The 19,592-nt window shown below is 64.1% G+C and carries 19 protein-coding genes, 7 tRNA genes, 1 pseudogene and 1 riboswitch; of the genes and pseudogenes, 16 read left to right on the forward strand and 11 right to left on the reverse strand.

Annotated features, from left to right (window positions below):
- Positions 1-28: 28 nt before the first annotated feature.
- The 8 genes from AB0323_RS07825 to AB0323_RS07860 all read right to left on the reverse strand — a co-directional run bounded on the left by AB0323_RS07825 (position 29) and on the right by AB0323_RS07860 (position 7,594).
- Positions 29-667: a riboflavin synthase gene (locus AB0323_RS07825; protein WP_366176814.1), complete on the reverse strand. Its 639-nt coding sequence runs from the start codon at positions 665-667 to the stop codon at positions 29-31.
- On the reverse strand, positions 667-1,818 hold the full coding sequence (gene ribD / locus AB0323_RS07830) for a bifunctional diaminohydroxyphosphoribosylaminopyrimidine deaminase/5-amino-6-(5-phosphoribosylamino)uracil reductase RibD (RefSeq protein WP_366176815.1): 1,152 nt from the start codon (positions 1,816-1,818) through the stop codon (positions 667-669). Before ribD ends, AB0323_RS07825 begins: the two co-directional genes overlap by 1 nt.
- Positions 1,815-2,525 (reverse strand): nicotinamide riboside transporter PnuC, encoded by a 711-nt coding sequence (gene pnuC, locus AB0323_RS07835; protein ID WP_366176816.1) that lies wholly within the window; start codon positions 2,523-2,525, stop codon positions 1,815-1,817. The genes ribD and pnuC overlap by 4 nt, the downstream gene beginning before the upstream one ends.
- A gap of 84 nt (positions 2,526-2,609) precedes the next feature.
- Positions 2,610-2,764: riboswitch (FMN riboswitch) on the reverse strand.
- Positions 2,765-2,863: 99 nt separating this feature from the next.
- Positions 2,864-3,526: a ribulose-phosphate 3-epimerase gene (gene rpe / locus AB0323_RS07840; protein ID WP_364537441.1), complete on the reverse strand. Its 663-nt coding sequence runs from the start codon at positions 3,524-3,526 to the stop codon at positions 2,864-2,866.
- Positions 3,527-3,616: 90 nt separating this feature from the next.
- Positions 3,617-5,182, reverse strand: a complete 1,566-nt coding sequence (locus tag AB0323_RS07845; protein WP_366176817.1) for a transcription antitermination factor NusB — start codon at positions 5,180-5,182, stop codon at positions 3,617-3,619.
- Positions 5,179-6,099: a methionyl-tRNA formyltransferase gene (fmt, locus tag AB0323_RS07850; protein ID WP_366176818.1), complete on the reverse strand. Its 921-nt coding sequence runs from the start codon at positions 6,097-6,099 to the stop codon at positions 5,179-5,181. The genes AB0323_RS07845 and fmt overlap by 4 nt, the downstream gene beginning before the upstream one ends.
- Complete coding sequence (def, locus tag AB0323_RS07855; protein WP_366176819.1) at positions 6,096-6,662, reverse strand: peptide deformylase; 567 nt, start codon at positions 6,660-6,662, stop codon at positions 6,096-6,098. The genes fmt and def overlap by 4 nt, the downstream gene beginning before the upstream one ends.
- Before the next feature lie 50 nt (positions 6,663-6,712).
- Positions 6,713-7,594, reverse strand: a complete 882-nt coding sequence (locus AB0323_RS07860; protein ID WP_366176820.1) for a cytochrome — start codon at positions 7,592-7,594, stop codon at positions 6,713-6,715.
- A gap of 91 nt (positions 7,595-7,685) precedes the next feature.
- Here AB0323_RS07860 and AB0323_RS07865 point away from each other — a divergent pair, with 91 nt between their 5' ends.
- Both AB0323_RS07865 and AB0323_RS07870 read left to right on the forward strand, forming a co-directional pair.
- Positions 7,686-7,916 (forward strand): DUF2283 domain-containing protein, encoded by a 231-nt coding sequence (locus AB0323_RS07865; RefSeq protein ID WP_366176821.1) that lies wholly within the window; start codon positions 7,686-7,688, stop codon positions 7,914-7,916.
- Positions 7,917-8,035: 119 nt separating this feature from the next.
- Positions 8,036-9,184 (forward strand): GGDEF domain-containing protein, encoded by a 1,149-nt coding sequence (locus AB0323_RS07870; RefSeq protein WP_366176822.1) that lies wholly within the window; start codon positions 8,036-8,038, stop codon positions 9,182-9,184.
- Between the two features lie 93 nt (positions 9,185-9,277).
- Here AB0323_RS07870 and AB0323_RS07875 read toward each other — a convergent pair.
- Positions 9,278-9,352 (reverse strand) — tRNA-Val (locus tag AB0323_RS07875).
- A gap of 260 nt (positions 9,353-9,612) precedes the next feature.
- Here AB0323_RS07875 and AB0323_RS07880 point away from each other — a divergent pair.
- The 9 genes and pseudogenes from AB0323_RS07880 to AB0323_RS07920 all read left to right on the forward strand — a co-directional run bounded on the left by AB0323_RS07880 (position 9,613) and on the right by AB0323_RS07920 (position 13,705).
- A tRNA-Gly gene (locus AB0323_RS07880) sits at positions 9,613-9,685 on the forward strand.
- Between the two features lie 55 nt (positions 9,686-9,740).
- A tRNA-Cys gene (locus tag AB0323_RS07885) sits at positions 9,741-9,811 on the forward strand.
- Between the two features lie 41 nt (positions 9,812-9,852).
- Positions 9,853-9,927 (forward strand) — tRNA-Val (locus AB0323_RS07890).
- A gap of 57 nt (positions 9,928-9,984) precedes the next feature.
- Positions 9,985-10,057 (forward strand) — tRNA-Gly (locus tag AB0323_RS07895).
- A 48-nt stretch (positions 10,058-10,105) separates the two neighbouring features.
- Positions 10,106-10,180 (forward strand) — tRNA-Val (locus AB0323_RS07900).
- Between the two features lie 55 nt (positions 10,181-10,235).
- Positions 10,236-10,311 (forward strand) — tRNA-Gly (locus AB0323_RS07905).
- Between the two features lie 275 nt (positions 10,312-10,586).
- Complete coding sequence (locus AB0323_RS07910) at positions 10,587-12,014, forward strand: amino acid permease (protein WP_366176823.1); 1,428 nt, start codon at positions 10,587-10,589, stop codon at positions 12,012-12,014.
- Positions 12,015-12,083: 69 nt separating this feature from the next.
- Positions 12,084-12,212: pseudogene (locus AB0323_RS07915) on the forward strand (antitoxin); the annotation flags it as partial.
- Positions 12,213-12,550: 338 nt separating this feature from the next.
- On the forward strand, positions 12,551-13,705 hold the full coding sequence (locus AB0323_RS07920) for a benzoate/H(+) symporter BenE family transporter (protein WP_366176878.1): 1,155 nt from the start codon (positions 12,551-12,553) through the stop codon (positions 13,703-13,705).
- Positions 13,706-13,880: 175 nt separating this feature from the next.
- Here the strand turns inward: AB0323_RS07920 and zapE are convergent, their stop codons facing one another.
- On the reverse strand, positions 13,881-14,918 hold the full coding sequence (zapE, locus tag AB0323_RS07925; RefSeq protein ID WP_366176824.1) for a cell division protein ZapE: 1,038 nt from the start codon (positions 14,916-14,918) through the stop codon (positions 13,881-13,883).
- A gap of 204 nt (positions 14,919-15,122) precedes the next feature.
- Here zapE and AB0323_RS07930 point away from each other — a divergent pair, with 204 nt between their 5' ends.
- From AB0323_RS07930 to ybaK, 3 genes are all read left to right on the forward strand, one after another.
- The gene (locus tag AB0323_RS07930) at positions 15,123-16,046 is read left to right on the forward strand and encodes a sulfurtransferase (protein ID WP_366176825.1); all 924 of its coding nucleotides are present in this window, start codon (positions 15,123-15,125) and stop codon (positions 16,044-16,046) included.
- Positions 16,047-16,132: 86 nt separating this feature from the next.
- A complete protein-coding gene (locus tag AB0323_RS07935; protein WP_364537035.1) occupies positions 16,133-16,588 on the forward strand; it encodes a SufE family protein in 456 nt (151 codons plus the stop codon).
- A gap of 15 nt (positions 16,589-16,603) precedes the next feature.
- Entirely contained in the window at positions 16,604-17,095 is a 492-nt protein-coding gene (gene ybaK, locus AB0323_RS07940; RefSeq protein ID WP_366176826.1) for a Cys-tRNA(Pro) deacylase, read from the forward strand.
- Positions 17,096-17,144: 49 nt separating this feature from the next.
- On the opposite strand, the gene AB0323_RS07945 is transcribed toward ybaK, so the two are convergent.
- Positions 17,145-18,395 carry an alpha/beta fold hydrolase gene (locus AB0323_RS07945; RefSeq protein WP_366176827.1) on the reverse strand — a complete coding sequence of 417 codons (1,251 nt, stop codon included), beginning with the start codon at positions 18,393-18,395 and terminating at the stop codon, positions 17,145-17,147.
- A gap of 140 nt (positions 18,396-18,535) precedes the next feature.
- On the opposite strand from AB0323_RS07945, the gene AB0323_RS07950 reads away from it, so the two are divergent.
- Together AB0323_RS07950 and msrB are read left to right on the forward strand one after the other, a co-directional pair.
- Positions 18,536-19,027, forward strand: coding sequence for a hypothetical protein (locus tag AB0323_RS07950; RefSeq protein ID WP_366176828.1), 492 nt, complete (start codon positions 18,536-18,538; stop codon positions 19,025-19,027).
- Between the two features lie 13 nt (positions 19,028-19,040).
- Positions 19,041-19,532, forward strand: coding sequence for a peptide-methionine (R)-S-oxide reductase MsrB (gene msrB, locus AB0323_RS07955; RefSeq protein ID WP_366176829.1), 492 nt, complete (start codon positions 19,041-19,043; stop codon positions 19,530-19,532).
- Positions 19,533-19,592: the final 60 nt, after the last annotated feature.

Below are 19,592 nucleotides of genomic sequence, written 5' to 3' on the forward strand. Positions count from 1 at the left end.
ACGGTGGTACTGCCGTTGTGTGCGGCGCTCACTGGGCAGCCCCGCCGGTAGTTGCCGGGGAGCGGAAGGACAGCAGGCGCTCGGTGTATTTCGCGAGAACGTCCACCTCAAGGTTGACGCGGCCGCCTGTGGCCTTGGCCCCGAGCCCGGTTTCGTCCAGCGTGGTGGGAATGAGTCCCACTTCAAACCAGGGGTTCTCTTCTTCGGCCGGGCTGACGGCGGTGACGGTGAGTGAAACGCCGTCGACGGCGATCGAGCCCTTTTCGGCGATGTACCGTGCCAACGGGGCCGGCACGGCGAAACGGAGGCGGTCCCAGTTGCCCAGCGACTCGCGCTCCAGAAGCTGCCCGACGCCGTCGACGTGGCCCTGTACGACGTGGCCGTCCAAGCGGCCGCCGGCCTGGACACAACGCTCGAGGTTCACAGTGTCGCCCGTAGTCAGTTCGCCGATAGTGGTCCGGACGAGGGTTTCACCCATGACGTCAACGCTGAACTCCCGGCCGTCGATCTCCGTGGCTGTGAGGCAAACGCCGTTGACGGCGATCGAGCCGCCCAGGCCAAGACCTTCAGTGGTGCTGGGGGCCATGAGGCGCAGCGTGGCGCTGGCCTCGCCGTCGTGCTCGACGGACAGGACCGTGCCTTGTTCAGCAACGATTCCGGTAAACATCAGTGTCCTCCTGTGGTGGTGTCCGAGGCGTCCTTGCCCGGAAATGGTTCGTGGTGTTCGGGGTGGGACTTCGTCCACGCCGGTTTGTTTCCGTCCGATGGTCCGGACCTCAAATGCAGCCGCAGGTCGCGGCCCAGTGCATGGACCGCGCCGCCACCGGCGTCGTCCCAGTTCCAGTGCTGGGCGTCTGCCAGGGTGGAGATGCCCAGATCCGTCAGGGCAGGTGTACCCGAGCCCAGCAGGGTGGGCGCGAGATAGACGATCAATTCATCCACAAGACCCGCGGCAAGGAAGGCGCTCAGGATGCGGGAGCCGCCTTCCACCATGACGTGCCGGATGCCTTCGGCGAACAGCAACTCCAAAGCTTCTGAAGGATCGCGGGTTGGCAGCTGGATGAACTTACCGTCAGTCCCCCGCACCGCGGCATCCGCAGGGACCTCCCGCAGCCCCATGACGGCCCGAAGCGGCTGGCTTGGCGATTCCGCGCCGTCCGCTTCCCGCGCTGTCAGCCGCGGGTTGTCAACCAGGACGGTTTCGGTGCCCACCAGAATGGCGTCGATCAAGCGGCGCAGTCCGTGGTTGTCGGCCAGCGATTCCGGGCTGGAGATCCATTGGCTGGTCCCGTCGGTGGCCGCGATCCTGCTGTCCAGGGTCTGGGCAATGTGAAGCGTGACGAACGGGCGCCTCGCTTCCACCGCATTGAACCACTCGCGGTTCAGCTTCCAGGCCTCGGCGGCTGCCAGCCCGGACTGCACGTCCACTCCGGCAGCGCGCAGCGTGCCGGCACCTCCGGCGGCGGGATCGTGGGGATCGTCCACGGCGTAGACCACCCTGGATATCCCGGCGTCAATGATGGCCCGCGCACAAGGTCCCGTACGCCCTATGTGGTTGCAAGGCTCCAAGGTGACCACCATCGTTGTCCCGGCGAGGTCCAGGCCTTTTGCCTGCGCTTTGGCGATCGCATCGGCTTCGGCGTGGGGCGTACCGGCCCCGCGGTGGTAGCCCGTGACGAGTTGTTCTCCCTTGGGCCCGAGCACAACCGCTCCCACCAAGGGATTGGCGCCACGGAGTCCCCGGAGGGCCACGTGCAGTGCTGTTTCCATGGCCGCGTTCTCAGTCTCAGGGAAATCAAGCTTCAAGGCCTCGCTCATGAGAGGGCTCCTGCAGTTTCCGGCTCGGGCGTTGGCTCGCCCGTTGGCTTGAGCGGCCGGCTTTCACGTCGGTCCGCGCGCCACCAGACAAAGAATCCGGCAAGCGTGAAGAACCCGTAAAAGAGGTACATGAAAGCGCTGGCAAAATAGCCTGCGCTGAAGAGCAGCGGAACTCCCACAATGTCCACGGCGACCCAGATCAGCCAGAATTCCGTCCAGCCGCGCGCCATCCCATAGGTCGCCAGAAGTGAACCCATGAAGGTCCAGGCGTCTGCCCACACGGGAGGGTAGGAACCCATGGCGTCGAAGACGGGAGTCAGGCCGGCTGTTCCCGCAATCATGGCTGCCGCCATTGCCATCCGCACTTTGGGGCTCGCCCATCCGGGCACAATGGCGTGCCCGTGGGTGCCTGGTTGGCGGCCCTGGCGCCAGCGGTACCAGCCGTAGGCTGCGACGCTGATGAACATGATCTGCCGTCCGGCCTGGCCCCACAGGGTTGCCGGCGAGGCGGCACCGAAGACGTTGCCAAGAAAGACCGTCAGCAGGAGCAGGTTGCCTGCGATCCCGATGGGCCATGCCCAGACTTTGCGGCGCATGCCGCCCAAGGCGCTGGCGAGCCCGAAAATATTGCCTAGCACTTCGCGAAGAACAAGGACAGATCCGCCTACGGGAATCTGTGCTTCGAAGAGCCATCGCAGAAAGTCCATGCCGTTCCTTCCCTCGAATGCCGCGATGGCTCCGGGGGTGTACGACAGCGCGATGCCGGGCGCACAAAACGCCGAGGCATGACTGTACGTGCTTCTCCCATCCAGACTTTAACTGTCGGTACTGGAATTCCACCAGTTCAACCGTCCGCCGTCGAGATTCCCGTGAAGGAAACGCGATGGCTCGCGGGTCGCGGACTATAACCGCCGGTTCGGAATTACACCGACCCCGGAGCACGTATGTGTGTTGCTATTCTGACACAACTGGAGGCATGGCCGATGTATTCCCGGAGGAATATGCAGCCGATTGCGTCATTGTTGTCACATTGCCGCGAGGCCGGTCACATTGCCGCGAGGCCGGCGGCGCGGAGCCGCTCAATAGCGGCAGCGGGGTCCTCATGGCCGTAGACCGCGGAGCCGGCAACGAATACATTCGCGCCGGCTTCGGCTGCCCGGACAATGGTCTCTTCCGTGACGCCGCCGTCAACCTGGATTGCGACGCCGATACCGGAGCCGTCGATCGCCGCACGCGCCCGCCGGATCTTCGGCAGCGTCACGTCCAGGAAGGACTGCCCGCCGAAGCCCGGTTCCACGGTCATGATGAGGAGCATGTCCAGTTCACTGAGCATGTCCAGGTAGGGTTCCACCGGCGTGGCCGGACGAAGGGCCATGCCCGCCTTCGCACCGCGGGCACGGAGCTCGCGGGCGAGCTTGATGGGGGCCATCGCCGCTTCCGCATGGAAGGTCACGGAAGCCACGCCGGCGTCGGCGTAGGCGGGGGCCCATCGGTCGGCGTCGGCGATCATCAGGTGGGCGTCCAGCGGGACCGGACTGACGGCCTGGATCCGCTCCACGACGGGCAGGCCGAGCGTCAGGTTCGGAACAAAGTGGTTGTCCATCACATCGACGTGGACGGCGTCGGCGTTGCTGATTCTCTTCAGCTCGGCTTCCAGGTTCACGAAGTCCGCGGACAGGATGCTCGGGTTGATACAGCACTCAGTCAAGGCAGTTCCCTCAGTATTGGTGACGGTGTGGTGGTGGCAATTCTCCAGCTTAGGCACGCGGGACTTTAAGCCGGGGAAAGGCGCTGAAGGTTACGGATTCTTCCGGATAAGCGCCAGGAACATCGCATCAGTCTGATGCACATGCGGCCACAATTGGGCGGTCAACTCGTGCCCCGCGCCGAGCTTGCCGGTCAGGCTGACCGAGTCCAGGGCCGCGCCGGCGTCGATCTGCTCCAAATCGTCCCGCTTGCGCAGGACATCGCTGACGACGGCGGTGGTTTCGGCCGGGTGCGGGGAGCACGTCACGTACGCCACGACTCCGCCCGGTTTGACAGCGTCGATGGCCGAGTTGAGCAATTCACGCTGCAACGGACCGAGATCGGCAAGGTCCTTGGGCGTCCGGCGCCAGCGCGATTCGGGGCGGCGGCGCAGCGCGCCAAGGCCGCTGCAGGGGACGTCGACCAGCACCCGGTCGAAAGTTTCCGGTTGTTCCTTGCCGACGTCGCGTCCATCGCCTATCCGAACGGTCCAGGCGTCCGCCGGAACTGCCGAGAGCGCCTGGCTGACCAGCTTCGCCCGGTGTTCTGCGGGTTCATTGGCCAAGAGGCTCGCGCCTTCCTGGTGGGCGAGGGCAGCCAGCAACGCGGCCTTGCCACCGGGACCCGCGCAAAGGTCCAGCCACTTCTCGCCGTCCTTGGCGGCCTGTCCGAGGTCCACGGCCGCGACGGCGCGGGCCACCAACTGGGATCCGACGTCCTGGACGCGCGTGGTGCCTTCGCGGATGGAGGACAGGCGACCGAGATCGCCGCCGCTGGACAGCGCCGAATCAATGACAAGCTCGCCGGGAGTGGCCCCGTTCTCCAGGGCTTCATCGAGGTTGCCGATGCCTGGAAGCGCCACCAGGTTCACGACCGGGGCAGCGTTGTCGGCTTCAAGCAGTTCGGTGATTTCGCTCGCTGAGCGGCCGTGCATGACGAGCGACTGCCGCAGCGCCCTGACAATCCATTCCGGGTGCGCATGGCGTACGGAGGCGATACGGGTCTCGTCGGTCTCGTTTTCCAGCAAGTGGTCGAGCCACTCCGGCAGCGTCCTGGCGGTGACTTTCCGGAGCACCGCGTTGATGAGCGACGACGGGCCGGCTCCGATGACCGCGCGGGCCAGCCCGACAGTCTGGTCCAGGGCGGCGTGGGCAGGAACACGCATCGCGAGCAATTGGTGGGCACCAAGTCGCAAGGCATCAAGGACTGCCGGATCGAGTTGGGCGAGCGGCCGGTCGACACACTCGGCCAGGACGGCGTCGTACATCCCCTGGCCGCGCAGGGCCCCGTAGCTTAGCTCGGTGGCGAATCCGGCGTCGCGCTTGTCGAGGTGGTGGTGGCGGATCCGTGAGGGCAGCACCAGGTTTGCGTACGCGTCTTCCGATGCGACTGCGCGCAGGACTTCGAACGCCACCAATCGGGCCGGATCCGCGCGCCGGGTCCGCTGGGACGGTGCGTTGGCGGAGAAACCGCGTTGCGGGCCCCTGTTGCGTTCGCGGCCTTGGGCGTTGCGGTTGCTTTCGCCGCGGGGACCGCGGTTGCCGTGGCCCCCGCCGTCTCTTTTCCCACCGTTGTTGGGGCCACTGTTGTCGGGGCCGCGCCGGCCGGACTCATTCATTCGAATTCCACGCTTTCTGGTGTTGCCAAACCACGGGCCCAATCGGCCGACGGCATCATCTTCCTGCCCGCAGGCTGGATCCGCCCGAGCTGCACTGCATGGGATCCGGTCCCGACCAGGACGTTCTTGCCGTCAACCCGGACCTGGCCGGGTGCGAGGTCCCGGATGTCCGGGCGCAGACGGACGGGTTCCAGCTTGACGCGCTGCCCGTCGAGCATGGTCCATGCTCCCGGTTCGGGCGTGACGCCGCGGGACCTGCGGTTGATGGCGAGGGCCGGTTGCGTCCAGTCGAGCCGGCCATCGTCGAGGGTCAGTTTGGGCGCGAGCGTGACATCGCCTTGCTGGGGCAAGGGGGCCGCCTTGCCGGACTCGACGGCGGATAGTGTCTGGGCGAGCAGGATCGCGCCGCTGCGCGAAAGCCGCTCCAGCAAGTCGCCGGCCGTGTCCTCGGGACGTACCGTTTCCGTCAAAGTCCCGAAGACCGGTCCCGTGTCGAGTCCTTCTTCCAGGAGGAAGGTGGCCGCGCCGGTGATGTCGTCGCCGGCGATGACTGAACGTTGGACCGGTGCGGCGCCGCGCCAGGCCGGAAGGAGGGAGAAGTGGAGGTTGATCCAGCCGTGGCGCGGGATTCCGAGTGCGGCTTTGGGGACGAGGCCGCCGTAGGCGACAATCGCTGCGACGTCCGGCTCATAGGAAGCGATCCGCTCGGTGGTCCCGGCGTCCACTTTCGAGGCGTGGATGATGTCGATGCCCAGTGCGGCGGCACGTGCTGCCACGGGCGAGGGCGTCAGGATCCGTTTGCGGCCGGTCGGGGCATCCGGCCTCGTCAGCACCGCCACGATCTCGAAACCCGCCTCGATGAGCGCGTCCAGGGAAGGGACGGCTACAGCCGGGGTGCCGGCGAAAAGCACCCTCATTCGGCAGCCCCGAAGCTGCCGAAGCTGGAGCCGACAGTGTTGGCCCGCTTGGCGGTGGTCCGTTCTGTCACGGCGTGGTAGTTCGCCGCGCGGATGGCCCGGAGGGCGGTTTTCCGGTCCTCACCCTCCAGGCGGTCGGTGAACAGGATCCCGTCCAGGTGGTCAGTTTCGTGCTGGAAGCAGCGGGCGAGCATGCCTTCCGCTTCAACGGACACGGGGTTGCCGTTCAGGTCCACGCCGGTGGCGCGGGTGGTCTTGCGGCGGCGCACCGGGAACGCGAGTCCGGGAATGGAGAGGCAGCCTTCCACCTCGTCAGGCTGGAAGTCATCGCTGTTTTCCAGCACGGGGTTGATGATGTGCCCTTCCACACCGCCGATCCGGTAGGTGAAGACCCGCTGGCTGACGCCGACCTGGGGCGCGGCGAGCCCTGCACCGTCCACGTCTTCCATGGTCTCGGTCATGTCCGCGACGAGTTTGGCGAGCTCAGGCCCGAATTCCGTGACTGGATCAGCAACCGTGCGGAGCACGGGGTCGCCGATGATACGGATACTCAAAATGGCCATGTGCTGTCTTTCCTCACGATCGGCGAAGTTTCGGTCCCCGCGAAAGGGGCCTAGGCCAGTTTAGTTGAGCCTGCGGGCGCCGCTGCGGCAGGGTACGACGGCGGAGCTACAGGGAGCAGCGCTGTTCCGGCTGCGGCCACGTCCGCGGACATCTCCCACACCCGCTTCAAGGCGCAGAATTTCCACCAGTGGTGCTTGAGAACGTCCGGGTTGGCCAGTTGGGGGCGCACTTCGGTCTCGCCGATAGCCACCGCAAGCAGGACAGGGTTTTCCCCGTACTTCCACGGCTCCCACTCCCCTGCCACTGGATCCACCAGGCTTTCCTCGGCCTTCATTCCCGCCACCAGCTGCATCACCACCTTGTCGTCGAGGGGTTTCACCGTTCCATCGCGGGTGGTGCCTTTGGTCTTGTAGTCGATCAGGCAGATCCTGCCGTTGATCTTGGCGACGAGGTCAAGGGTTCCGGCATAGCCAACGCTGGCGTTCCACACTGTGATCTCGGGCGCAACGGGCTCCACCCGGTACAGCTCCCACCATTCATCGAAGCGAGCCGCGAAGGCTTCCTCGCCATGTGAAGCGAGCTCTTCGCGCGTTTCCTTCACGCGGTGCGCCCGTCCGAGGGCGCGCAGGGCCACTTGCTCGCAGTAGTTGTGCACGCGGTCGCCGCGGCGTGCAGCGTCGTCCCGGTACACCTCCGCAGCCTTGGCTGCCTTGTTGACGGCCTGCCTCATCTTGGCGGGGCTGGATAGATGTTGCGGGAGTTCGGGATCCTTCGCCAGGCTGCTGGCACCCATGTAGCCGAACCAGCCGTCCAGGGAGTGGGCCTGCTGGCCGATCACTGTGGTGATGGAAGGGACCGAGAAGGTCTCGGCCGTGGACCGGGCATACATCCGGCCGTATTCGGTGGCGTGGGCAAGCAGTGGATCTGTCATAGGAAAACTCTTTCACACACCGCTGACAAGAAGATCCGGAGCCTAGGAGGTTGCCGACGAAGGAACACAGGTTCACGGGGATGATTTGAATATGCGGATTTCTTACGACCCTGAAGCGCGGGCGGCCTATGTTTCATTGCTCGGAGCGATCAAAGATGGCTCATCGGTACGCCAGGTTGGCCCCATTGACCTTCCGGGCGGGGACGGCCAGATTGTGGTTGATTTGGACAAAGACGGACACATCCTTGGTTTCGAAATCCTCAATGCCGATCTCGCCCTGAGCCCGGAGGTAATCGCCAAAGCATCAAATCCGGGTGAGTGATCTGAAATACAAAAGCAAGCGCCGCTCCGCCCCGCAACCAGGGCCTTCACGCATGGCGCACAAGTTTCCTTGACTCCCGGTGCCATAATTGGTCACGTCCGCGGATACGGGAGCGAAAAGTGGTCCTCGATATAACAACACTGCGAGTGGCCCTTGGCGTGGTCGCCCTGACGCTGCTCCTTCTTTTTTATGCATCCTTCAGGCGCACGCGGTCCTCCTACAACGGGTGGTGGTGCATCGCCCTCTTGTTCTTCCTTGCTGGAAACCTGGCCTTCCTTCTCAACGGGACACCGCACCAAGTCTGGGCGAATCCTTCGGGAAACGTCCTTTTGGTGGGCGGGGCACTAAGTGTCTGGACCGGAGCCCGCTCTCTCCGGATGTTGCCGCCGCCAAAATGGCAGTTTGCTACGGCGTGTGGAATCACAGCACTCTCTTCTCTATTGGAGAACCCCGGTTACAACACCTGGTCCGGGGGCCTGGTCTATCTGGGATTCATGACCCTGGGCATCGCGTTGGCGTCCCGCGACCTGTGGCTGTTGGACTCCAGCTACTCCCACGTGCACAAGTCGATGGCCTTGGCCGCGGGATTCCTGGCCGCCTACTATTTCTGCCGCCTGGCCGTGTACCTCGTAGACGGTCCAAGCGGACCGAATTTCCGCATGTATTTCGGCCCATCAATGGCCAGCCTGGTCACGCTGGTACTCCTTGTTGCGGTCTCTTTCAGCATGACCGCCCTCAGCAACGATCAGCTGATCAACCGGCTCAGCGAACGCGCTGCCCGCGACAACCTGACCGGGCTCCTCAATCGTGGCACTTTCATGGATCTGGCCACCAAGGAACTTGAGCGCCTGCACACCACAGGCTCTGTCGCGTCCTTGATCCTGGCCGACCTGGACCACTTCAAAGCGATCAATGACGAGTTCGGTCATGCGGCCGGTGACGCCGCCCTACAAGCATTCGCGGCTGCGTGCTCCGAGTCCGTACGATCCACCGACCTCGTCGGACGGTATGGGGGCGAAGAATTCATCTTGCTCTTGCCGGGAGCGGCCCAGGAGCGGGCCGAGAGCATCGCGGCCGAGATCAATCGCTCTTTGGCCGCCAGCAAAAGCCTCGACGACGTCCACATTCCTACGGTGAGCTACGGAGTCACCTCAACCCAGTTCGGCGCAGTCGACCTCACGGCGATGATTGCGGCCGCCGATGCGGCCCTCTACGAGGCCAAGTCGCTCGGAAGAAACCGGGTGGTCAGGGCAGCGCCCCGCACATGATCGGTCCTCGATGGGCGACGATCCAGCGACCCGCGGGCAATGACAAGAGGTCCTGTGCGAAACATGAACAATGTTTCGCACAGGACCTCTTCTTGGTGGGCGATACTGGGTTCGAACCAGTGACCTCTTCGGTGTGAACGAAGCGCGCTACCACTGCGCCAATCGCCCGTGCACAAGAAGACTAGCCGACCCCGGCCGGAATTCAAAAATCCGGAAAGCGCCGGGCCGGCCTAGCAGGCAACACTCGAAAAAAGACCCACGAATCACACCCGTGTAACTCGGAAAATCCGCGCCAATTCAGGGAACAAGCACCCATTGCTTACGATTCCGGCCGATCGATTTGGAGTTTCCCCGAACCTCCTATAGAGTTTTTACTCGTCGGAAAGCGACGGAATGCCCCCTGCGGGCAGGCTGCTGCAGAGGACAATGCGGACGTAGCTCAGCTGGTAGAGCACCACCTTGCCAAGGTGGATGTCGCGAGTTCGAATCTCGTCGTCCGCTCGCAGGACACTGTCACGGCATTGACTTCTTGGAACCCCAGGAATCGTGCTTACACGGTGGGTTGGCCGAGAGGCGAGGCAGCGGCCTGCAAAGCCGTATACACGGGTTCGAATCCCGTACCCACCTCGGTGAAAACCTTGGTTTCCGGTCCAGGCCGGATTGCATTTGGGCGATTGGCGCAGCGGTAGCGCGCTTCCCTGACACGGAAGAGGTCACTGGTTCGATCCCAGTATCGCCCACCAAGGCAAGGAAACTTGCTTGTTGATGAACATCCGGCCCCGGCCTGACGATCATCATGTGCGGACGTAGCTCAGCTGGTAGAGCACCACCTTGCCAAGGTGGATGTCGCGAGTTCGAATCTCGTCGTCCGCTCTCGTATTTTAAGGTCCCGGCAACGGGCCGGCCGGCTTATGCCGATCCGGGCGATTGGCGCAGCGGTAGCGCGCTTCCCTGACACGGAAGAGGTCACTGGTTCGATCCCAGTATCGCCCACCAAGGCAAGGCAACTTGCTTGTTGATGAACATCCGGCCCCGCCGGATTCCATCATGTGCGGACGTAGCTCAGCTGGTAGAGCACCACCTTGCCAAGGTGGATGTCGCGAGTTCGAATCTCGTCGTCCGCTCCATTTCCCCGAAAACAGGCCACGGCCACTGGCCAAACGCAGTGTCATTTCCCCAGCAGCTCCGCCGGAGCTGCTTTTTTTGTGCCCAGGGATGCCCGCCCCGAACTCCGTCGACCTGGATATGGTCATGGAAAGATCAGCCGGACTGATCAATACAACTCAGCAAAAATCACTTTATCCAATGTGATTCAGGTCGCATACTTTTCTTCAGCCCTAATTCGTCCACGCCTACAGGCAGGAGTAACACGGTGAATCAAGAAACACTCGTCCGTTCGATCATGAGGAAGAAACCCATTGACGACATCGAGGAGGAAAGCAAGCACAGCGGGCTCTTCAAAAGCCTGGGCCTCTGGCAGCTGACCGCCATCGGCGTCGGCGGCATCATCGGCGTCGGGATCTTCTCCCTGGCCGGCCTCGTGGCCCACGGAAGCAAAGACACCCCCGGAGTCGGCCCCGCTGTGCTGATCTCGTTCCTGGTCGCGGGCCTTGCATCAGCGGCCGCGGCGCTCTCCTACGCAGAATTCGCCGGCATGATCCCCCGCGCCGGATCGGCCTACACCTATGGCTACGTTGCCCTGGGCGAGGTCATCGGCTGGTTCATCGGCTGGGACCTGCTGCTCGAGTACATCGCGATCGTCGCCGTCGTCGCAATCGGCATTTCCGGGTACTTCGATGCCTTCCTGTCGGGGATCGGCATCCACATGCCCGCCTGGATGACCTCAACCGTGGACGAAGGTAAGGGCGGGGTCATCAACCTTCCGGCCATCCTGGTCTGCTTGTTGGTCACCTGGATCCTAAGCCGCGGAACCAAGGCGTTCGGCCGTTTCGAACTGGTTGCGGTGGCCATCAAAGTGGTGCTCATCCTGTTCATCATTGGCCTGGGCATCTTCTACATCAACACCAACAACTACAACCCGTTCATGCCCAGCGGCTTCGGTCCGGTACTGGCCGGGTCCGCAACGGTCTTCTTCGCAGTGTTCGGCTATGACGCCATGAGTACAGCCGCGGAGGAAGCGACTGATGGCAAGAAGCACATGCCGAAGGCAATCGTTCTCTCGCTTGTCATCGCGATGCTCCTCTACGTTGCGGCAACCCTGGTGCTCACCGGTATGCAGAACTACAAGGACATCAACCCCACCGCCGGCTTCGCCTCCGCCTTCACCGGCGTTGGCTTGCCCGTCATTGCCACCATCATCTCCGTGTTCGCGGTCCTGTCCATCCTGACCGTGATGCTGACCTTCCTCCTGGGCGTCACCCGCGTCTGGTTCTCGATGAGCCGCGATGGCTTGCTTCCGGGCTGGTTTGCCGGGACTGACAAGCACGGAACTCCGCAGCGCGTCACCTGGATCGCGGGCGTCGCCTCGGCCCTGCTCGCCGGCGTGTTCCCCATCAAGGCTGTCGCCGACCTCACCAATATCGGCATCCTCGCCGCGTTCGTCGTGGTGTGCTTGTCGGTCATCATCTTCCGCTACAAGAAGCCCAATGCGCCCCGCACCTTCAGGCTGCCGTTCATGCCTGTGGTTCCGGCCTTCGGCATGCTTGCCTCCGGCTTCCTCATGCTCCAGCTCCATTGGGAAACCTGGCTGCGTTTTGTGGTGTGGCTTGTCATCGGACTGGTCATCTACTTCGGCTACGGCCGCAAGCATTCCTTGATGAATCCGGACAGTCCCCGCCACCAGCAGCTTTCTCCCGAGAAGCAGTTGTGACCTGTTCGAGGAATCCGTTTGACTTCCCAGTCAAATTTTCCCTTGGCACCTCCTAGGTCTCGGGTTAGGATCGAAAACGGAGGAGCGAACTGGCTCCGGGATGGAAAGGAGGTGCCCGTGGGATTATTTGACGATCTGAAGGGCAAAGTTCAGGACCTCGTTGGTGGCAAGGAAGAAGCCATCAAGGATGGCATCGAATAGGCCGCCGATTTTATCGACGACTAGATGCGGTTCAGAGAGCCGCTTCCGAGTTCGTGGGCAACCTCGACGGTTTGCTGTAAGGGCTACGGCCTGGACAGCTCCCTCCGCCAATGAGGCTCCGTAGCCGGTTCATCCGGCCAGAGCTCCCGAATACAGTTACGTCAACGGGGCACCGGTCCCGCCGCGAGGCGCCGCCGGTGCCCTTGGCGTTTAACCGTTGCGGCCTCGGCAGACGCGCCACGGTTCGGGTAACGTGATGGACTGTGCCAGCGTCATCCCTCCACACCGGACAGCCACTTCCAGCCTCCGCTTCCCGGCAGCTCTCCCGTCCGCTCGTGGCTGGAATTGTGACCGCGCTGGTCGGTTTCACCTCCTCCTTCGCGGTGGTGCTCGCAGGCCTCCGGGCGGTCGGAGCCACGCAGGAACAGGCGGCCAGCGGGCTCCTTGCCCTCACCCTCACCTTCGGGCTCGGCGTGCTCTGGCTTTCCTGGCGGTCGCGAGTGCCTGTCACGCTTGCGTGGTCGACACCCGGTGCCGCGCTGCTCGCGGGAGCTGGAGTGCCCGACGGCGGGTGGCCGGCCGCCGTCGGCGCCTTCCTTATCGCTGGTGTGCTGATCGCCCTGACGGGGCTCATTCCGGCCCTGGGAAAGCTGATGGCGAAGATTCCGACGGCCCTCGCCCAGGCGATGCTGGCCGGGGTGCTTCTATTGCTTTGCCTTGCCCCGTTCAAGGCCTTGGGCACCGCACCCTTGTTGGTGGCCCCCGTGATCCTCTGCTGGCTGGTCATGATGAAGCTGGCGCCCCGCTGGTCGGTCCCTGCCGCGCTGTTGGTGGCTCTCGCAGTCATTGGAATCTACATCGTGGTCAACGGCGTGAGCGTCCCTACGGACCGGCTGCTGCCTGAGTTGCATTGGACCACTCCCGCCTTCACGCTCAGCACGGTGGCCGGCATCGCCTTGCCTTTGTTCATAGTCACCATGGCTTCACAGAACATTCCGGGGGTGGCAGTGCTGAAGTCCTTCGGCTACACGGTCCCGTGGCGCCAGTCGATGCTGGTGACCGGTGCAGGAACTGCCCTGGGGGCGCCCTTCGGCGGGCACGCTATCAACCTGGCTGCTTTGAGCGCCGCTCTGGCGGCAGGGGAAGAAGCAGGCGGGGACCGTGGCCGGCGCTGGATCGCAGCCTTCACGTCGGGCGTGGCCTACCTCGTGCTGGCAGCCTTCTCCGCCGCGCTCGTGACCGTCGTGGCGGCGGCGCCGCCGGGGCTCCTGGAAGCGGTCGCGGGCTTGGCGCTGCTGGGCACCCTGGCCTCCGCGATCGCCTCGGCGCTGGCCATTGCCGAAGAACGCATCGGCGCCTCCGTGACGTTCCTGGTCGCAGCCTCGGGCCTCAGCTTCGCTGGGATCGGCGCCGCGTTCTGGGCACTTGCCGCCGGAATCCTGGTGCGATGGGTCCTTAGGACGCGCGAGTCCCAGGAACCCCAAAAGTAGAGTGGGGCAGTCGGGTCCCTACGTGGCGACGGAGTCGACACGAAAGGGCCTGCCTAGAGTGGGGCAGTCGGGTCCCTACGTGGCGACGGAGTCGACACGAAAGGGCCTGCCTAGAGTGGGGCAGTCGGGTCCCTTCGTGGCGACGGAGTCGACACGAAAGGGCCTGCCCCAATCTCTACGAAGGCTCGTGGTTTTGGCCTTCACGCGCCAGGGCGGTCAGGCGGGACACGGCGCGGAAGTATTTCTTCATGTACCCGCCGGTCATCATTTCCTCGGTGAAGAGCTTGTCGAAGGGCACGCCGCTGGCAAGGATCGGGACGTCCTTGTCGTACAGGCGGTCGGCCAGCACCACGAAGCGAAGGGCGACGGCCTGCTCCGTAATGGTTTCGACGTTGCGCCAGACAACGGCATCGATTCCTGCGATCAGCTTGCGGTAGCGGCTGGGATGCACACCGGCAAGGTGGTCGATCAGGCCGCGGAATTCGTCCATGGCCACAGTCTGGCCATCGAACTCGGCATGCATCTGCCGCTTGAGGTCTTCGTTCCTCAACGGTGCCGGCGCCGCAGGCAAGCCGCGGTGCCTGAAGTCTTCCCCGTCGATCCTGACAACATCGAACTGGTCCGCAAGGACCTGGATCTCCCGCTGGAAGTCGACGGCGGCAAATCGGCCGTCCCCGAGTGAACCAGGCAGGGTGTTGGACGTGGCAGCGAGCTTCACACCGGCGTCGGACAATTCACGCATGAGGCGGGACATCAGCACCGTGTCCCCCGGGTCGTCGAGCTCAAATTCGTCAATGCAGACAAGCTTGTAGCTGCTCAAAGCCTCCACAATCTTCCGGAAGGACAGGGCGCCCACCAGGTTGGTGTACTCCACGAACGTCCCGAAGGCTTTCGGCCCCGGAGCCGAGTGCCACAGGGAAGCCAGCAGGTGGGTCTTTCCGACGCCGAATCCGCCGTCGAGGTAGATGCCCGCCCGGCTGTTGACCTTCTTGCCGAAAAGGCGTTTGAACAGGCCGTCTCCGTCACCGGCTCCCACCGTCGCCCCAAAAGCTTCCAGGGCCTTTACCGCTGCGGCCTGGCTGGGCTGGTTCGGATCCGGCCGGTAGCTTTTGAAGGACACCTCTCCGAACCGTGGCGAAGGGTAGAAACCCTTCAGAATCTCATCCGCTGAAACCGCCGGCGTGCGCGCGACGAGCTGTTCGATCTGTACCAATGCGGTCCGTTCTTCGTGTCGTAAGTCCCCAGCAAGAATACCGGCAATGCCACGCCCCGGACGGACACGTGATGAAGGCCATATTTCACCATATGAACGGGGAGGAGCTTTAGACCCCGGCCCTCGATAATGTGGGATCAATGCCGGGCACCATCGCCCGGCGCCGCCCGGTGTCAGTGAAAGTGTCAGTGAAAGGCCATACCAATGTCCTACCCCGTTGAACAGAACGAGAAGTTCGCCGCGTACGCCCACCCCGAACGCCTCGTGTCCACCGAGTGGCTTGCCGCGGCACTCGAGGGCGGCGCGCTTGGCGACGGCAAGCTGGTTGTTGTCGAATCCGACGAAGACGTCCTCCTATACGAGACCGGCCACATTCCGGGCGCTGTCAAGATCGACTGGCACACGGACCTGAACGATGAAGTCACCAGGGATTACGTCGACGGTGAAGCGTTCGCAGCCCTCGCAGCAGCCAAGGGCATCTCGCGGGACACCACCGTGGTGATCTACGGCGACAAGTCCAACTGGTGGGCCGCTTACGCCCTCTGGGTTTTCACGCTCTTCGGCCACGACGACGTCCGGCTCCTGGACGGCGGTCGCGACAAGTGGATCGCCGAAGGCCGCGAAATCACCACTGACGTCCCCCAGCCTGCCCCGGGCGAGTACCCCGTGATCGAACGGAACGACGCCCCGATCCGCGCCTTCAAGGACGACGTGCTGGCTCACTTCGGCAAGCCGCTGATCGACGTCCGCTCCCCCGAGGAATACACCGGCCAGCGCACCCACATGCCGGCCTACCCCGAGGAGGGCGCCCTGCGCGGGGGACACATCCCCACCGCGGCCTCCATCCCGTGGGCACGCGCCGCTGCCGAAGATGGCACCTACCGTAACCGGACCGAACTCGAGGCCCTCTACCTTGGAGAAGCCGGCCTCACGGAAGGCGACGACGTCGTGGCGTACTGCCGCATCGGCGAGCGTTCCAGCCACACCTGGTTCGCACTGAAATACCTGCTTGGGTTCGAAACGGTCCGCAATTACGACGGTTCCTGGACGGAGTGGGGCAATGCCGTGCGCGTCCCGATCGTCAAGGGCGCCGAGCGGGGCTCCGTCCCCGCACTCGCTGGAAAGTAATCCGGAGTCCCTGTGCCTTGCCACTGGTCCGGCCATATTGAAGCAACGGGAACCAGACCGGCCCGGACGTGCGTAAGCTGGAAGTGATGAGTACCTATACGTTGCCCGCCGCACTGGCGGAAATTGTCGATGACTTCCAGGCGCTGACCGAGCCCGATCGCCTTCAGCTGTTGCTTGAATTCTCGCGCGGGCTCCCGGCCCTGCCGGAGCGGCTGCTGGACCACCCTGAACTCCTTGAGCAAGTGGTGGAGTGCCAGTCGCCGCTGTTCCTGACCATCGAGCAGGAAAAGAAGCCCGACGGCGTCGCCTACCGTTTGTTTTTCAAGGCACCGCCGGAGGCGCCCACCACGCGCGGCTTTGCGGGCGTTTTGCATGAAGGCTTGGACGGGCTGACTGCCGCCGAGATCCTGGCTGTTCCGGATGACATGCCGGAACTGCTGGGCCTCACCCGGGCGATCACACCGCTGCGCATGCGTGGCATGACGGCCATGTTGGGGCGGATCAAGCGCAAGGTCGCCGCGGCGGACCGCTTGTCCTCCTGAGCCGGAGTACCGGGAATGGCCAAGAAACAGGCTTCACAGGGAACGCCGGCCACAGCCGTACTGGCTGCGGCCGGCGTTCCTTTTACCCTGCACCCCTATACGCATGATCCATCGGCGGCCAGCTACGGGCTTGAGGCAGCCGAGGTCCTGGGTATCGATCCCGGCCGGGTCTTCAAGACCTTGATGGTGGACGTCGAAGGCAAGCTCGCGGTGGGCATCGTCCCGGTGAGTGGCACCCTTGACCTCAAGGCGATCGCCGCGGCCCTAGGCTCCAAGAAGGCCACCATGGCCGATCCCAAAACGGCCGAGCGACGCACCGGCTATGTCCTCGGCGGGATTTCCCCGCTGGGTCAACGACAGCCATCGCCCACCGTGCTCGACGAATCGGCGTTGGCCTTCGGAACGGTGCTCGTTTCCGGTGGACGCCGTGGCCTGGACATCGAGCTGGACCCCACGGACCTTATCCGGCTGACCGGTGCCCGGACTGCGCCCATCGGCAGCCCTTAGGAAACTCCGGGAGCAGCGCACGTATTCTCAACCCGCCGCTGGGCCGCCCTCAAGCCGACGACGGCCCGCCACGGGGCGCGAGGTGCGGAGCGAGCCACGAGCGCACCAGCCGCTCCCACTTCTGCGGATCCACGTTCCACTCTTTCGTGTGGCGCGCGCCTTCGAAGGGTTCAAAGGTGACCATGTCCGGATTCTTTTCAGCAAGGCTGGCCGAAGGTTCGTAGGGAACGTACTCATCATCCACGCTATGGATCACCAGCGTCGGAGTCCGCAGTTCAACGGCGCGGGCATCCCAGTCCATTGCCTTCAAGTCGACGGGCGCGGCCAGGCCGGTAAGGCGCCGGCCCAACGGGTGCCCCAACATCAACTGCCCGTAACGGCCCACGGCGTAGGGGATCCGGTTGATCTGGGCGTGGTGTGCCAGGACGTTGACCCAGTTGATCACCGGTGCGTCCAGGACCATGGCCCTGATCACAAGGCGGTGATGCGACAGATCGGCCGTCTGCAGGCAGATCGCCCCGCCCATCGACCATCCGAACAGGACCACTTCGTGGGCGCCGTGGGCGAGTGCGTACTCAATGGCAGCGTCGACGTCGTGCCATTCCGTGGAGCCCAGGCCGTAGCGCCCGTCCGGGGCAGACGGCGCCAGGCCGTCGTTCCGGTACGAAACCAGCAGGCTGTTGAGTCCGAGATCGTGCGCCACTCGCACCGCGCGCAAGCCTTCGAGGCGGGTAGCGCCACGGCCGTGCACCATGATCGCCCACACCTTCGCGGGCTTCCCTGCGGCTGACGGAATCAGCCACGCGGGCGCCTGGCCCCCCTCGACATCGATCCGTATATCTTCCGAATCCAGGCCAAGCGCCGCCGGGGAGTCATAGACGACACCGCTCCACCATCCGCGCCGGGCCGTTGCCAGGTCCCCGCTGTAGACTTCCTCGACTTCGCGCTGCACGGTCCGCTCCGCGGGCGAATAGGACACGATCCGTCCGATCCGCGCGAAACCTGTCCCGCCCGCGAAGAAGAGGCTGAACACGCCGTCGATGGTGGTGTCCGGCGTAGCTGCGAGGATGACCTGAAGCCCGCTGTCACCGCGCACCACCGCCAACACCTCCTGGTCGGCCTCGCGCACTGACGGGGTGATGACCCGCCGGGCGAAATAGGCTGCGAGCGCCGAAGAGCCCGCGCCCAGCAAGCCCGCAATGCTGCTTCCCGCAACGATCCCCGCAACGGTCCATTTGGCGCGGACGGACATTTTCGCGCCGTTCTCAACGGTTGGCGCAGCTCGGGTCATGGATGCCATGTGACCATTCTCCCGGTTGCGGGGCCTTGTTCCGAACAGCGCCCTCCATGGCGTTTCCCCCGGGAGGCTACGCCGCTGCGGGAACAGAATTGCCGCGCTAAACCATGCCTCCCGGCGCGGCTCAGGTCTACGCTGTAGCCATGAGTGAACCAATCGTCATCCTTACCGAAGAGCCTCTCGGCCCGGACGACCGCGTCAATATTGCCAAACTGGTCGACGGCGGAGACTCGCCCCTGGTGGTGCTGGTGCCCGCGAACACCGAACGGCACTTATTGGTGGACTTCCTCGAGAACCTCTCCTTGCTTGAGATAGCCAAGGCATTCCGGGAGCTGCTCGCAGAAGCGCCGGATCCACAATCGGAGCGGGCCCAGGCTGCGGAGGCCTTGTCGGTATCCCTCGCGGCCTTGGACGGACTGGGCGGCGGGGTGACTGGTGAAATCGTCGACGGCGGTGCCGTGGCGGGCTTGGTGTCCAAGGTCAAGGCACTCAATGCGGCACAGGCCGTCGTGGTCACCCGCCCGCACGCGATTGCCGATACCTTCCACACAGACTGGGCGAACAAAGCCCAGGACCAGTTGGGGCTGCCTGTGCTGCATCTCTACGCGGGCTCGGGATTTATCGGCGACTCGTGAACGTTGAGAGAACATGAGCACTGCAGATAACAGGAAGTATTTCCAGGCCGCGGACCCCTTGGCCGGGGTTCCCCTCCAGGATGTCCCGCAGGGCGGGCAATGCGTGGAGAAAACGGAAGCGGAGTGGCGTGAAGAACTCACCCCGGAGGAGTTCAGGGTGCTTCGCCAGGCCGGAACGGAACGTCCGTACACGGGTGAGTACTGGGCCACCCATACGGCAGGCGTGTACCAGTGCCGCGCGTGCGGCGCAGAGCTCTTCACCAGCAACGAGAAATTCGATTCCCATTGCGGCTGGCCGTCCTTCTGGGCACCGCTCGCGGAAGGCACCGTCCGGTACCTTCACGACCGCACTTTGGGAATGGAACGGGTGGAGGTCCGCTGCGCCAATTGCGATTCACACTTGGGACACGTTTTCGAGGGTGAGGGCTACGGCACACCTACTGACCAGCGGTATTGCATCAACTCCGTTTCACTCAAGCTTGTCGAGTCCCCGGCCGGGCAGTAGTCCCGGGCGGTATATCCGGGCCCCGGCTCCGGACGCAAACGGCAAGCTACCGGCGGTCCC

Source organism: Arthrobacter sp. NPDC080031, from assembly GCF_040702485.1.
In the GTDB taxonomy this organism is placed as follows: Bacteria; Actinomycetota; Actinomycetes; order Actinomycetales; family Micrococcaceae; genus Arthrobacter.

Coding starts and splice junctions, on each gene's coding strand:
- AB0323_RS07825 (WP_366176814.1), bottom strand. CDS start 667: ATGTTTACCGGAATCGTTGCTGAACAAGGCACGGTCCTGTCCGTCGAG.
- ribD (WP_366176815.1), bottom strand. CDS start 1,818: ATGAGCGAGGCCTTGAAGCTTGATTTCCCTGAGACTGAGAACGCGGCC.
- pnuC (WP_366176816.1), bottom strand. CDS start 2,525: ATGGACTTTCTGCGATGGCTCTTCGAAGCACAGATTCCCGTAGGCGGA.
- AB0323_RS07845 (WP_366176817.1), bottom strand. CDS start 5,182: ATGAATGAGTCCGGCCGGCGCGGCCCCGACAACAGTGGCCCCAACAAC.
- fmt (WP_366176818.1), bottom strand. CDS start 6,099: ATGAGGGTGCTTTTCGCCGGCACCCCGGCTGTAGCCGTCCCTTCCCTG.
- def (WP_366176819.1), bottom strand. CDS start 6,662: ATGGCCATTTTGAGTATCCGTATCATCGGCGACCCCGTGCTCCGCACG.
- AB0323_RS07860 (WP_366176820.1), bottom strand. CDS start 7,594: ATGACAGATCCACTGCTTGCCCACGCCACCGAATACGGCCGGATGTAT.
- AB0323_RS07865 (WP_366176821.1), top strand. CDS start 7,686: ATGCGGATTTCTTACGACCCTGAAGCGCGGGCGGCCTATGTTTCATTG.
- AB0323_RS07910 (WP_366176823.1), top strand. CDS start 10,587: ATGAGGAAGAAACCCATTGACGACATCGAGGAGGAAAGCAAGCACAGC.
- AB0323_RS07930 (WP_366176825.1), top strand. CDS start 15,123: ATGTCCTACCCCGTTGAACAGAACGAGAAGTTCGCCGCGTACGCCCAC.
- AB0323_RS07935 (WP_364537035.1), top strand. CDS start 16,133: ATGAGTACCTATACGTTGCCCGCCGCACTGGCGGAAATTGTCGATGAC.
- ybaK (WP_366176826.1), top strand. CDS start 16,604: ATGGCCAAGAAACAGGCTTCACAGGGAACGCCGGCCACAGCCGTACTG.
- AB0323_RS07945 (WP_366176827.1), bottom strand. CDS start 18,395: ATGGCATCCATGACCCGAGCTGCGCCAACCGTTGAGAACGGCGCGAAA.
- AB0323_RS07950 (WP_366176828.1), top strand. CDS start 18,536: ATGAGTGAACCAATCGTCATCCTTACCGAAGAGCCTCTCGGCCCGGAC.
- msrB (WP_366176829.1), top strand. CDS start 19,041: ATGAGCACTGCAGATAACAGGAAGTATTTCCAGGCCGCGGACCCCTTG.